Origin of the sequence: Leuconostoc sp. DB-1 (assembly GCF_013414845.1) — a bacterium.
GTDB lineage: Bacteria > Bacillota > Bacilli > Lactobacillales > Lactobacillaceae > Leuconostoc > Leuconostoc mesenteroides.
This window is the reverse complement of the sequence record NZ_JABFNJ010000001.1, coordinates 1,937,501-1,950,959: the sequence shown is the minus strand read 5'-3', so window position 1 is coordinate 1,950,959 and position 13,459 is coordinate 1,937,501. Positions and strand designations below refer to the sequence as shown.

The 13,459-nt window shown below is 41.0% G+C and carries 8 protein-coding genes and 15 tRNA genes (1 of these 23 only partly in view); 1 reads left to right on the top strand and 22 read right to left on the bottom strand.

Translation table 11 applies throughout. The annotated features are described in order from the left end of the window. Window positions 1-33: 33 nt before the first annotated feature. The 3 genes from fusA to rpsL all read right to left on the bottom strand — a co-directional run bounded on the left by fusA (window position 34) and on the right by rpsL (window position 3,205). Window positions 34-2,145 (bottom strand): elongation factor G, encoded by a 2,112-nt coding sequence (gene fusA, locus HFP47_RS09695; protein WP_011679127.1) that lies wholly within the window; start codon window positions 2,143-2,145, stop codon window positions 34-36. Between the two features lie 160 nt (window positions 2,146-2,305). Next, entirely contained in the window at window positions 2,306-2,776 is a 471-nt protein-coding gene (gene rpsG / locus HFP47_RS09690) for a 30S ribosomal protein S7 (RefSeq protein WP_011679126.1), read from the bottom strand. A 15-nt stretch (window positions 2,777-2,791) separates the two neighbouring features. Next, window positions 2,792-3,205, bottom strand: coding sequence for a 30S ribosomal protein S12 (gene rpsL / locus HFP47_RS09685; RefSeq protein WP_004911305.1), 414 nt, complete (start codon window positions 3,203-3,205; stop codon window positions 2,792-2,794). Window positions 3,206-3,457: 252 nt separating this feature from the next. Here rpsL and HFP47_RS09680 point away from each other — a divergent pair, with 252 nt between their 5' ends. Beyond that, window positions 3,458-4,117 carry a prepilin peptidase gene (locus HFP47_RS09680; RefSeq protein WP_011679125.1) on the top strand — a complete coding sequence of 220 codons (660 nt, stop codon included), beginning with the start codon at window positions 3,458-3,460 and terminating at the stop codon, window positions 4,115-4,117. Window positions 4,118-4,121: 4 nt separating this feature from the next. Here HFP47_RS09680 and HFP47_RS09675 read toward each other — a convergent pair whose 3' ends face one another. From HFP47_RS09675 to HFP47_RS09585, 19 genes are all read right to left on the bottom strand, one after another. After that, window positions 4,122-6,602: an ATP-dependent Clp protease ATP-binding subunit gene (locus HFP47_RS09675; protein WP_011679124.1), complete on the bottom strand. Its 2,481-nt coding sequence runs from the start codon at window positions 6,600-6,602 to the stop codon at window positions 4,122-4,124. A 145-nt stretch (window positions 6,603-6,747) separates the two neighbouring features. Next, entirely contained in the window at window positions 6,748-7,866 is a 1,119-nt protein-coding gene (prfB, locus tag HFP47_RS09670) for a peptide chain release factor 2 (protein ID WP_011679123.1), read from the bottom strand. A 50-nt stretch (window positions 7,867-7,916) separates the two neighbouring features. Beyond that, window positions 7,917-10,328, bottom strand: a complete 2,412-nt coding sequence (gene secA / locus HFP47_RS09665) for a preprotein translocase subunit SecA (protein ID WP_011679122.1) — start codon at window positions 10,326-10,328, stop codon at window positions 7,917-7,919. 135 nt (window positions 10,329-10,463) lie between these two features. Beyond that, window positions 10,464-11,771: a serine--tRNA ligase gene (gene serS, locus HFP47_RS09660; RefSeq protein ID WP_011679121.1), complete on the bottom strand. Its 1,308-nt coding sequence runs from the start codon at window positions 11,769-11,771 to the stop codon at window positions 10,464-10,466. Between the two features lie 317 nt (window positions 11,772-12,088). Beyond that, a tRNA-Ile gene (locus tag HFP47_RS09655) sits at window positions 12,089-12,162 on the bottom strand. A gap of 32 nt (window positions 12,163-12,194) precedes the next feature. Then, window positions 12,195-12,265 (bottom strand) — tRNA-Gly (locus tag HFP47_RS09650). Between the two features lie 27 nt (window positions 12,266-12,292). Then, window positions 12,293-12,365, bottom strand: a tRNA-Phe gene (locus tag HFP47_RS09645). 20 nt (window positions 12,366-12,385) lie between these two features. Then, window positions 12,386-12,459: transfer RNA gene (locus tag HFP47_RS09640), tRNA-Asp, on the bottom strand. A gap of 2 nt (window positions 12,460-12,461) precedes the next feature. Continuing rightward, window positions 12,462-12,535, bottom strand: a tRNA-Met gene (locus HFP47_RS09635). A gap of 31 nt (window positions 12,536-12,566) precedes the next feature. Continuing rightward, a tRNA-Ser gene (locus tag HFP47_RS09630) sits at window positions 12,567-12,656 on the bottom strand. 24 nt (window positions 12,657-12,680) lie between these two features. Next, window positions 12,681-12,754 (bottom strand) — tRNA-Ile (locus tag HFP47_RS09625). Between the two features lie 13 nt (window positions 12,755-12,767). Next, window positions 12,768-12,841 (bottom strand) — tRNA-Met (locus tag HFP47_RS09620). A 28-nt stretch (window positions 12,842-12,869) separates the two neighbouring features. Then, window positions 12,870-12,943, bottom strand: a tRNA-Pro gene (locus HFP47_RS09615). 68 nt (window positions 12,944-13,011) lie between these two features. Continuing rightward, window positions 13,012-13,085 (bottom strand) — tRNA-Arg (locus HFP47_RS09610). 5 nt (window positions 13,086-13,090) lie between these two features. Continuing rightward, window positions 13,091-13,174, bottom strand: a tRNA-Leu gene (locus HFP47_RS09605). A 5-nt stretch (window positions 13,175-13,179) separates the two neighbouring features. Continuing rightward, window positions 13,180-13,251, bottom strand: a tRNA-Gly gene (locus tag HFP47_RS09600). An 8-nt stretch (window positions 13,252-13,259) separates the two neighbouring features. Next, window positions 13,260-13,332, bottom strand: a tRNA-Thr gene (locus HFP47_RS09595). Between the two features lie 40 nt (window positions 13,333-13,372). Continuing rightward, a tRNA-Val gene (locus HFP47_RS09590) sits at window positions 13,373-13,445 on the bottom strand. A 4-nt stretch (window positions 13,446-13,449) separates the two neighbouring features. Then, window positions 13,450-13,459: transfer RNA gene (locus tag HFP47_RS09585), tRNA-Ser, on the bottom strand (it continues 81 nt past the right edge of the window).

Sequence of the window (13,459 nt, the reverse complement as noted above, 5' to 3'; positions counted from 1 at the left end):
ACCATCTGTCAGTTAAATATTTAAATATTAGAATTAATCTTCTTGACCGTTTGTCTTGATGATTTCTTCTTGAATGTTCTTAGGAACAGCTTCATAGTGGTCAAATACCATCTGGAATGTACCACGACCTTGCGTAGCTGAACGCAAAGTAGTTGCATAACCAAACATTTCTGACAAAGGAACCTTAGCCTTAACAGCCAATACAGGTCCACGTGATTCTTGACCTTCGATCATACCACGGCGAGCTGAGACGTGTCCCATAACATCACCAAGGTTGTCTTCAGGTGCAACAATATCAACAGCCATGATAGGTTCAAGAATAACCGCACCAGCCGTCTTTGCAGCTTCCTTCAAAGCCAATGATGCAGCAATCTTAAAGGCAGCTTCACTAGAATCGACATCGTGATATGAACCATCATACAACTTAGCCTTCAAGTCAACTAATGGGAATCCAGCCAAAGGACCAGCATTTAATGCATCCTTCAAACCAGCTTCAACTGAAGGGATGTATTCACGTGGCACAACACCACCAACAATAGCATCTTCGAATTCAAAGCCAGCGCCTTCTTCGTTTGGTGCGAATTCAATATAAACATCACCATATTGACCCTTACCACCAGATTGACGTTTGAAGAATCCACGAGCTTGAACTGTCTTGGTAAACGCTTCACGATAAGCAACTTGAGGCGCACCAACGGTTGCTTCAACGTTAAACTCACGGCGCATACGATCAACCATGATATCCAATTGCAATTCACCCATTCCAGCGATCAAAGTTTGACCAGTTTCTTGGTTTGTTGTTGCACGGAATGATGGATCTTCTTCAGCTAACTTTTGAATAGCATTTGACAACTTGTCTTGGTCAGCCTTTGTCTTTGGCTCAATAGCCAATTCAATAACAGGTTCTGGGAATTCCATTGATTCAAGAATCAATTGATGACTAACATCTGTCAATGAATCACCAGTTGTTGTATTCTTCAAGCCAATCGCAGCAGCGATATCACCTGAGAATACCTCTTCGATTTCAGTACGTGAAGTAGCGTGCATTTGTAGCAAACGACCAACACGTTCACGAGTATCAGAAGATGTGTTTTGTACGTATGAACCAGACTTCAAAGTACCAGTATACACACGCATAAATGTCAAACGACCAACGAATGGATCAGTCATGATTTTAAATGCCAAAGCAGCAAATGGCTTTGAATCATCAGCAATCAAGTCAATTTCTTCATCAGTCTTTGGGTCGTTAGCGATATATGGCTTAACATCCAAAGGACCTGGCAAATAATCAACAACCGCATCCAACATCATTTGGACACCCTTATCCTTGTAGGCAGAGCCTGCAAGAACTGGGTAGAATTGCAATGCCAAAGTAGCACGACGAATTGCAGCTTTTAATTCTTCGATTGAAATATCTTCACCTTCAAGATACTTTTCCATCAAATCATCATCAACATCAGCTACAGCTTCAATCAATGTGTTGCGCTTTTCTTCTGCTAATTCCTTCAATTCTTCAGGAATTTCACGAGGTGCCCACTTTTCGCCCAAATCATCTTCAGGATAGTATGCTTCTTGTGTGATTAAGTCAATAACCGCTTCGAAGTCATCTTCAGCACCAATTGGCCATTGAATAGCTTCTGCATTAACTTGCAAACGTTCGTGAATTGAATCCACTGACATTTGGAAGTCAGCACCCAACTTATCCATTTTGTTAACAAATACGATACGTGGTACATCATATGTTGTTGCCTGACGCCAAACTGTTTCAGTTTGTGGTTCAACACCGGCAGCGCCATCCAAAACCGCTACGGCACCATCCAAAACACGCAATGCACGTTCAACTTCAATTGTGAAATCAACGTGCCCTGGTGTATCAATGATATTGACACGGTAAGGTGTTTTAGCGAATTGGTCAAAGAAACCATGCCATACAGCTGTTGTAGCAGCTGATTGGATAGTGATTCCACGTTCCTTTTCTTGTTCCATGAAATCCATTTGTGAAGCACCATCATGTGTTTCACCAATTTTGTGAATTTTACCTGTATAGTACAAGATACGTTCAGTAGTCGTTGTCTTACCCGCATCAATATGGGCCATGATTCCGATATTACGTGTACGTTCTAGTGGGTATTCACGTTTTGCCATTGTGAGTTATCTCCTGGTTTAGTTCTATATGCAACAAAAAGCGACACATAGTTGTGTTCGCTTTTTGACGGTGCTTGTGTGTGACAAACACCATCTATGACAATTGTACACTATCTGCATACCAAGGGTTGTATTATCTACTAGCCTCAGTATCAAATTTTTACCAACGGTAGTGTGCAAATGCACGGTTCGCTTCAGCCATCTTGTGTGTGTCTTCACGCTTCTTTACAGATGCGCCAGTATCATTAGCGGCATCCATGATTTCTTTAGCTAAACGTTCATCCATTGTATGTTCGTTACGCAAACGTGAGTAGTTAACTAACCAGCGAAGTCCCAAAGTTGAACGACGATCTGGACGAACTTCGATTGGCACTTGGTAGTTAGAACCACCAACACGGCGAGCCTTAACTTCCAATACTGGCATAATGTTTTCCATAGCTTGTTCGAAAACTTCTAATGGATCGTTACCAGTTGCTTCCTTGATACGATCAAAAGCATCGTACAAAATTGTTGAAGCTGTACCACGCTTACCATCAAGCATCAACTTGTTGATCAAACGTGAAACGAGCTTTGAGTTGTAAATTGGGTCAGGCAAAATTTCCTGACGCTTAGTATAACCTTTACGTGGCATTAGTCAGTCTCCTTCTTACTTCTTTGGTGCCTTTGTGCCATACTTTGAACGTGAAGTCATACGACCATCAACGCCCGCAGTATCCAAAGCCCCACGGATAATGTGGTAACGTACACCAGGCAAATCCTTAACACGGCCACCACGAATCAAAACAACAGAGTGTTCTTGCAAGTTGTGTCCAATACCTGGAATATATGCAGTTACTTCATATAAGTTTGAAAGACGCACACGGGCGTACTTACGCAAAGCTGAGTTAGGCTTCTTAGGTGTCATTGTTCCAACACGAGTAGCAACACCACGCTTTTGTGGTGCAGCATTATTAGTTGCCTTCTTCTTCATTGAGTTGTAGCCAAAGTTCAAAGCAGGTGATTTTGACTTAGAAACCTTTGACTTACGTGGCTTACGAACCAGTTGGTTAATTGTAGGCATGCTACAGTCTCCTTTAAATTTTCATTAATTTCACAGTTCCAGGTGTATCATTTTTATATTTCCAAAAATCATATCACTGAAAATCTGCTGACAATTGCCTTTACAGCGCCGTTCAGCACAGTGTGACGATGTCACAGAACAGATTACTCAAAAGCACGTTCAATATAATACCATTTTGAGCCGTGTTGTCAATAGGTTTTAACAACTTTCCATGCTAAATGAAAAAATGATTACCACAACGTATGATAAGTTATGGAAAATATATTTGTCTTTTTGTTTAATAGTATTATCGTCTCAACTATTATATGTGCTGCGGCTCGGTTGTCCAACAGTGTCTCTTTGAAAATACAACGCTCTTTTTGTTTTTATTGCGATCATAATTTAGCTTGGTTTGATATTATACCAGTTATTTCGGCATGTGTTCTACGCAACAAATGTCGCTATTGTCATGCTCATTTTGGTCACTACTATGCTATTTTTGAATTGTCTTACATATTAATTGGCACACTCTTATGGGCTACACCTGTAACTTGGATTACAGGAGTCTTATTATTATTTTTATCGTTAGAAGACTGTTCGAAACAAAGCATACACGCGAATATTTTATTTCCCTGGATAGGCTATCTACTTATACTTCATCATGATGCTGCACATCTGTGTTTAACAGTCCTCATTTTAATTTTATCTATAATTCTCGTAAAACATCGGCACACATTAGGCAGTGGTGATATACCGGTACTACTAAGTTTAGTACTATCAAACACGCCTGTTATTTTTTCTTGTACTTTACTCATCAGTTGTTGCCTGGCTTTACTCTATCTATTATACTCACAACAAAAAAGATTACCCTTTGTACCGTTTTTAAGCGGTGGTTGGGTAATCACTAATCTTTACATATTATTTTTACTTTAAAAACTTACGCTTTTGTCGTATCTTTCTTTAATGGCTTTGTGCTAATTCTGATTTCACCATTTTTGGCACCAATCGTTACCGCATCATCAGTTGTGATATTACCTCGCAGTAATTCTTCACTTAATGCATCTTCAACTTTAGTTTGGAGTGCACGTCTAATTGGACGCGCACCATATTCGGGATCAAATCCCGCTGAAGCTACTACGTCAATTGCTGCTGGTGTTATCTTAACACTGATACCTTGCTCAGCAACACGCTGTAGAACTGAACGACTCATTAGCTTGACAATTTCATGCAATTCAGGCTTCGTCAAACTTTCAAACACGATAGCTTCATCTAGTCGGTTAATAAATTCTGGTCGGAATGTTTCTTTTAAGGTTTCACGTATTTTTGCAGCTACTGCTTCGTGATCGTCCTTCAAATCAACTGCACCAAACCCAACTGATTTTTCATCACGCAATCGTGTTGCACCAAGATTGGAAGTCATAATGATGATTGTGTTTTTGAAATCAACCTTTCGTCCTTTTGAATCCGTTAAATAACCATCATCAAACACCTGTAACATTAAATTAAAGATGTCTTGATGCGCTTTTTCCGCTTCATCCAATAGGACAACAGAATAGGGATGATTACGAACCTGCTCCGTTAATTGGCCACCTTCGTCGTAACCAACATATCCGGGTGCCGAACCAATCAAACGACTAGATGACCAACGTTCCTGATACTCTGACATGTCAATTCGAATCAAGTTATCTTCGCTGCCAAATATTGCTTCAGCTAACGCTTTAGCTAGTTCTGTTTTTCCAACACCAGTTGGTCCCAAAAACATAAATGTACCAATCGGGCGACTAGGGTCTTTTAATCCAGAACGAGCACGACGAATTGCTCTAGCCACTGCGGATATAGCTGTCTTTTGTCCAATAACACGGCGCCCCAGAACTGACTCCAAATTGACCAAACGTTGTTGCTCGTTCTTTTCCATTTGCATAACAGGCACACCGGTTTGTTGCGAAATAACCTCAGCAATATCTTCTTCTGTAACATGAAGCGAATATCGTTCAGCATTTTCTTTTTGGTTATTTTGAGTATCTTTAGCTTCTGACTTTGCCAGTTTCTGCTTCAATTTCATCTCTTCAGTGCGCAACTGGGCTGCCTTTTCAAAGTCCAATGACGTAATAGCAGCTTCTTTTTCCGCTTGAACTTCTGCAAAACGAACCTTGGCTTTCGATATTGGTGTTGCTTTCCCAGTGGCATCAATACGTACTTTTGCTCCAGCTTCATCCATCAAATCAATGGCTTTATCGGGCAAAAATCTATCCGAAATATAGCGAGCCGAAAGTTTCACAGCCGCTTCAATAGCTGCATCATCAATCTGAACTTGATGATGTTTCTCAAAATGAGAACGAATTCCTTTCAAAATAGCAATAGCATCATCTTGAGTTGGTTCATCAACTGTTACTGATGCAAAGCGGCGCTCTAAAGCTGCATCGGATTCGACATATTTTTGATACTCATCAAATGTCGTAGCACCCAAAGTTTGCAATTCACCACGTGCTAATGCTGGCTTTAAAATATTCGATGCATCAATGGCGCCTTCGGCGCCACCTGCACCAATCAATGTATGCAACTCATCGATAAATAGAATAACCTCGCCATCATTATAAATTTCTTCAATGATTTTTTTTAATCGGTCTTCAAATTCTCCACGATATTTTGTTCCTGCAACCAGTGACCCCATGTCCAATGCCATCAACCGTTTCTTGGCTAAGTTTTCAGGTACTTCACCGTCTACGATTTTTTGTGCCAGTCCTTCAGCAATGGCAGTTTTTCCAACACCAGGTTCTCCAATCAATACAGGATTATTTTTTGTTCGTCTGGATAGTATTTGTATAACACGACGAACCTCCTTTGGGCGACCGATTACTGGATCAATTTTGTTGTCTCGCGCCATTTGAGTCAAATCACGTGCCAATCCATCTAAAGTAGGCGTTCCCGCTGATGCTTGCTGCTTCTCCTGTTGCTTCATTTGCTTCCGCACATCAGTAATGCCTAATTTTCGAAGAATTGCACGACGCATATCTTGTAAATTAACGTCTAATGCTAGTAAAATTCGTGAAGATAGTATGCTTTCATCCTGTAATAAAGCTAACAAAATGTGCTCTGTTCCAACTTTTGATTGTGCTAAAGCACGCAACTCTTCATTCGCTTGATGTAAAATATCTGCCGCTTTTGGTGAATAAGGTAAATAGATGTTTTTATCATACCGACTAGTGATACCATATCCTGTAAAGTGTTCAATTTCCTCACGAATATCATCGTCCATAACATTAAACTGACCTAATATCTTACTGGCGATGCCTTCTTTTTCTATTGCTAGGGCGAGTAAAAGATGTTCTGTACCCACAGCTTGGTGCTTAAAATACTTTGCTTGTTCCTGTGCCAAAACCAATACATTTTGCGCACTTGGTGTATAATTATTATCCATGTTTGCCTCCTTAAAATTAGGCTGCCTACGTCTTATATTGACTTATATTATAACCTATTAAACATTTATTAGGAAATCTTTTTGTTTAGTCTATTTTATACTTATAAAATTTAAAAAGTCGAAACAGTAATGTTTCGACTAATTATTAATTAGGATTTTTAAGTGATAACTGCCACTGCAAGTACGCATTGATGAAAGGATCTAAATCACCATCCAGTACTGCTTGTGGTTGGTTAGTTTCATAATTTGTTCGATGATCCTTAACCATTTGATAGGGGTGCAAAACGTAAGAGCGAATCTGTGATCCCCAACCATTTTCCATTTTTTCGCCTGTCAACGCCGCACGCTCAGCTTCTTTTTTCTCTAATTCCAACTGGTATAGCTTACTTTTCAACAGACGCATGGCATAATCACGGTTACCATACTGAGTACGCTCTACAGTTGATGAAACAACAATTCCTGTCGGTTCATGCGTTAGACGAACACCTGTTGAAACTTTGTTGACGTTTTGTCCACCGGCGCCACCAGAACGGAACACATCCATTTTAACATCATCATCACGTACCTCAACCTCAATTGAATCGTCTAGCTCAGGCATTACATCAACTGATACGAAACTCGTATGACGTCGACCAGCGCTATCAAAAGGAGAAATTCTTACGAAACGGTGCACACCTTTTTCGCTTCGTAAAAAGCCATAGGCATTATGTCCAGTTACTTTAATCGTTGCACTATCAATACCCGCTTCATCTCCTGCATGATAATCTAAGGTTTCAACTTGAAAATCATGTTGCTGTGCCCAACGCGTGTACATACGATATAGGTTAGCACCCCAGTCTGTCGACTCAGTACCACCAGAACCTGGATGAATTTCTAAAATGGCATTATTTGCATCATACGGCTCAGTTAATAGTTGCTCTAAATTATAAGCATCAATATCTTTTTGCGCCTTCGCAACCCCTGCTTCAAGTTCACCTAGCGTGTCCTCATCCTCAGGATCTTCCACAGCCATTTCTATTAATAGTTCTAATTCTTCAACTTGATTTGTTAAATTCAAAAATGAATCACGACGATTTTTTAAAACATTATTTTCTTCAATAACCTTTTGCGCTTTTTCATTGTCGTTCCAAAAATCAGGTTCCGTCATACGATTTTCATAATCAGCAATTTCTTCCGTAAGTGCTTCCATATCGAGCGTTCCGCGAAAACGTTCGATATTCTCCTGCATATCACTGACGGCATGCTTTGCATCAATAATTTCCATATTAATTCCTTTCAAAATAAAAACGAACAAAGTTCGCTTTTATTTGTATATTAAGAACGTAAATTCTGACGAATTTCAGCTTTCATAAATGTGCGTGTTGTGTCATATTCAACATCTGCAATCATTTTTTGAAAGTTCGCAAATGCTTCGCTTTGATATTCGATGAGTGGATTTAATTGTCCATATCCACGTAAACCAACACCTTGACGCAACCGATCAAGAGAATCTATATGATCTGTCCAGTGTTGATCAACTGCTCTCAAAATAACAACTTTCTCGAACTCCAACATTTGTTCTGGATCATAAAGCTGGCTTTGCTTTTCTTTATAATTTAACTTCGCTAGCTCTAATAATTTTGCTTTGATTTCATCACGAGTCAATCCCTGCAGTTGTTGCACTGTAACGGCATCATCATGTGCTAGGGCATTGCCAACAAAAGCAACAATTTGCGGCAGATTCCAATCGGATGACTTCTTCTCTTTCGTTTGAGCATCCACGACACGGTTAATAGTACGTTCAACCATTGGCATCAAAACCCATTCCAATGACTCTGATTCATCAATGACAACATCACGTTCATGATAAATCAATTCACGTTGTTCACGTACAACATCATCGTACTGCAAAACATTTTTACGTGTATCATAGTTGTTTCCTTCAACACGTTTTTGGGCTGATTCGACAGAACGAGTAATAAACCGATTGGTAATCACTGTATCTTCATCCAAATTCATTCTCTGCATCATCAAGCGGACACGTTCAGCACCAAAACGAATCATCAAATCATCTTCCAATGAAAGAAAGAATTGTGAAAAGCCTTCATCTCCCTGACGTCCTGCACGACCACGTAACTGATTATCAATACGTCGTGATTCATGACGTTCTGTGGCAATAACAACTAACCCACCGAGTTCCGCAACACCAGGACCAAGTTTAATATCAGTCCCTCTACCAGCCATGTTGGTTGCAACAGTTATTGCACCACGCTGTCCGGCATTAGCAATAATCTCAGCTTCTTTGGCATTGTTTTTGGCATTTAAAACATTGTGAGGCAAATTTTTCGTCATCAATATTTTTGATAATAATTCTGAATCTTCGACAGATCCCGTACCAATTAAGATAGGTTGTCCCTTTTCATGCAATTCAACAATCAATTTAACAACCGCATTATACTTGGCACGAATAGACGTATAAAGCAAATCAGGTTTATCCACACGTCTAACAGGACGGTTCGTAGGAATACTGATTACTTCCATATTGTAAATTTCACGTAATTCTTCTTCCTCAGTTTTAGCGGTTCCAGTCATACCTGAAAGTTTCTTATACATACGGAACAAATTTTGATAAGTAATTTGCGCCATTGATTTATTTTCTTCTTGAATCTCGACGTTTTCTTTAGCTTCAATAGCTTGGTGCAAACCGTCTGATAAACGTGTTCCTTCAGAAATACGGCCCGTTGACTGATCAATCAACTTAACCTCGCCATCTTGAACGACATAATCCTTATCTTTAATGTAATTAAAATTAGCCCGCAAGGCTTGGTCAATATGATGCGTTAAGGCTGTATCGTCAGCATCATATAAGTTATTCAAGTTAAAGAATATCTCGCCTTTGTGAATTCCTTCAGGTGTTAACAAAGTCGCCTTGGCTTCTTCATCAACCTTAAAGTCCTCATCACGTTGCAAAGTTTTCACGAAACGGTCAGCGCGAGCATAAAGTTGGGAGACTCCTGAACCTGGTCCAGAAATAATCAAAGGTGTACGTGCCGTATCAATCAAAATTGAATCTGCTTCATCGATAAGTGCAAAGTTCAATCCTCGTTGCATAACACGCTCGTCTGCGCGTCGTACCATGTTATCACGTAGGTAATCAAACCCGATGTTAAAGTTGGTAGAATAAGTGATATCAGCGTTGTAAGCAGCACGCTTTTCTTCTGCTGGCGCATCACCAACATTGACACCGACTGTCAATCCAAGCCAATTGTATAATTGACCCATTTGTTCCGCATCTCGAGCGGATAAATAATCGTTCACTGTAACAACATGCACACCGCGACCTGATAACGCATTTAAATAAACAGCCATTGTTGCTGTCAAGGTTTTACCTTCACCTGTGCGCATTTCAGCTAAATTTCCACCGTGTAATACGATGGATCCCATGATTTGAACATGGAAAGGATACAAACCAAGAACTCGTTTAGCTCCCTCCCGCGCCACAGCAAAAGCTTCTGGTAACAGCTCGTCTAAAACTTTTGCCAAAGCCTTATTTTGCTTATCCTTGTCCTCAATACCATCAATTGCATCAGCAATTTTTGACTTGAATTCTCCAGTTTTAGCCTGTAACTCACTATCTGACATGCTAGCCATAGTGTCTGCATAACTTTCGACTTGATCGGCAATTTTATTTAATTTCTTTAGTTGTTGCTTTGAATTATCAACTAATTTACGTATTGGATTGGCCATTACTTTTAACGTGCGAGTAGTAAGTTCGCTCGTTTCTCCTCTAAAATCTATTTTTTGTATATTACTGCAAAATATGTGTATTATATGACTAATTATACCAAAAAAAGAGTCCAAAATATAGACCCTTCCTTTGAATTAATGGTGTGTTGTTGGTTCAAGCTTCTCTTGTCCGGCTAAATAAGGTCGCAAAACTTCTGGAATAGTTACTGAACCATCCTCATTTTGATAGTTTTCTAAAATAGCCGCTACTGTTCGCCCTACTGCTAGACCAGAACCATTTAATGTATGCACAAGCTGTAACTTATTATCTGCATCACGATAGGTAATGTGCATTCGACGGGCTTGGAAATCTTCAGTGTTTGATACTGAAGAAATTTCTCGATAAACGTTCTGCTGTGGCATCCAGACCTCAATATCATATGTTTTTGCTGCTGAGAATCCCATGTCGCCTGTTGACAATACAATCACATGATAAGGCAAATTCAATTTTTGTAAAATGTTTTCCGCATCTAGTGTCATCTTTTCTAATTCTTCGTAAGAATCTTCTGGTTTGGTAAATTTAACCATTTCAACCTTATTAAATTGATGCAAACGGATTAATCCACGCGTATCTTTACCTGCCGATCCCGCTTCTTTACGGAAAGAAGGTGACAGCGCAGTGAACTTGATTGGTAAGTCCTCACTTGGCAATTCTTCACCTGAATAATAGTTAGTCAAAGGGACTTCCGCTGTTGGAATATATGTTTGATTCAATCCTTCTACACGATAAGCATCATCTTGAAACTTTGGATATTGTCCTGTTCCAAACATTGCTGAATCATTCACCACAATCGGCGTGATCATTTCAGTGTAACCTTCTTGCCTATGCTCATCTAACATAAAGTTATAGACAGCACGTTCAAGCCTTGCCCCATCACCAACGTAGTATAAGAAGCGGGCACCAGAAACTTTTGCGCCTCTCTCAAAGTCAAGTATCCCCAGATTCTCTCCAATTTCATAATGAGCTTTAACCCACGATGCTTCTTCTAAGGCATGCGGACGTGATCCATATTCCTCTGGGGCCCACTTTCGTTGTTCTACGTTAGCAGATTCATCTGGCCCAACTGGTACATCAAAAGCAGCCATGTTTGGCAAATGAGCAGCGATTTCTCGAACCTGTTCATCCAGCAATGTTTGCTCATTATCAAGACTCTTAATATCTGCCCCGACTTGCTTCATTTGCAAAATTGCTTCACTAGCATCTTCTTTTTGACGCTTAGCAAAAGCAATTTTATCTGATACATCATTACGTTGTGCTTTAAGAGACTCAACTTTTTGGATCAAATCCCGTCGTTTTTGGTCAAGTTCCAATAACTCGTCAATTGTTTCTGGGTTAACGCCACGGTATTCTAAACGTTGCTTGACTTCTGCGCTGTTTTTACGCATATAACGTATATCTAACATTTAATATGTCCTCTTTTTCATAAAATAAAAAACGCGTTCTTCTCTTGTCGCTAAACAAGGGACGAAAAACGCATTTCCGTGGTACCACCCAATTTTTATGATCATATAAATAAACCATAACACTTCATTATCAATAACGGTGATCCCGAGCAGCATTACCTGCTAAACTATTTGTTACTGGAGTTTCACGCGTACCATTTTTCATCAACCAATGATTTTCTAAAATGCGCTACTTATGGTAACTGATGTTCTCATTTTAACCCATTATCTACCAAAAGGCAACAAAAAAGGAGAGGTAATCCTCTCCTACTTCTTAATGGGCCATCCAGGACTCGAACCTGGGACCTCTGCGTTATCAACACAGCGCTCTAACCAACTGAGCTAATGGCCCGTATTCCCCTTGCCTACTCTTACATAGACAAAAGCGAATGACGGGAATCGAACCCGCATAGCCAGCTTGGAAGGCTGGAATTCTACCATTGAACTACATTCGCAAGCTTTTCTTCGGGATCCTCTCCCTATGGCGCTGGACGGAATCGAACCGCCGACACATGCAGCTTCAATGCATTGCTCTACCAACTGAGCTACAGAGCCATCTCATTGTTCCCAATGAACGGTCACAGCGGGGCTCGAACCCGCGATCTCCTGCGTGACAGGCAGGCGTCCTAACCAGCTAGACCATGCGACCAATTGCGGGAGCAGGATTTGAACCTACGACCTTCGGGTTATGGGCCCGACGAGCTACCAGACTGCTCCATCCCGCGATTATATTATGACACCTTCTTCAAATGCCTAAGGAGAATGTGGGATTCGAACCCACGCGCCGGTTTCCCGACCTGACGGTTTTCAAGACCGTTCCCTTCAGCCAGACTTGGGTAATTCTCCATTATCTTTCTTACTTGTCCTGCATGGACCATGTTGGACTCGAACCAACGACCGGACGGTTATGAGCCGTCTGCTCTAACCAACTGAGCTAATGGTCCTAAATCGAGCCTATCGCGGCAGGGGGGATCGAACCCTCGACCTCTCGGGTATGAACCGAACGCTCTAGCCAGCTGAGCTACACCGCGGTCTGTCTTGATTAGCTTCCCTAATCAATCGGGATGACAGGATTCGAACCTGCGACCCCCTGGTCCCAAACCAGGTGCTCTACCAAGCTGAGCTACATCCCGAATTAGTCTATCGAGAGCTTATCGCCCCACTAAACTTAAAAAAAGAGTTTGAATTCCTTCAACCTCTATGCACCTAGCAGGAGTCGAACCTGCAACCTCCTGATTCGTAGTCAGACGCTCTATCCAATTGCGCTATAGGTGCATATATGCCGGCGACCGGGATCGAACCGGTACGATATTTCTATCGCAGGATTTTAAGTCCTGTGCGTCTGCCTATTCCGCCACGCCGGCATAGAAGCGGAAGACGGGATTCGAACCCGCGACCCCCACCATGGCAAGGTGATGTTCTACCACTGAACTACTTCCGCATAAATTATGCCGACTAAAGGACTCGAACCTTCGACCCCCGCTTTACAAGAGCGGTGCTCTACCAACTGAGCTAAGTCGGCATCGCTTATCCCGACGTGGCAAGTTTGACATGAATGTCAATGGACGCTACAGGGATCGAACCTGTGACCCCCTGCTTGTAAGGCAGGTGCTCTCCCAGCTGAGCTAAGCGTCCATGATGGAGAGGAA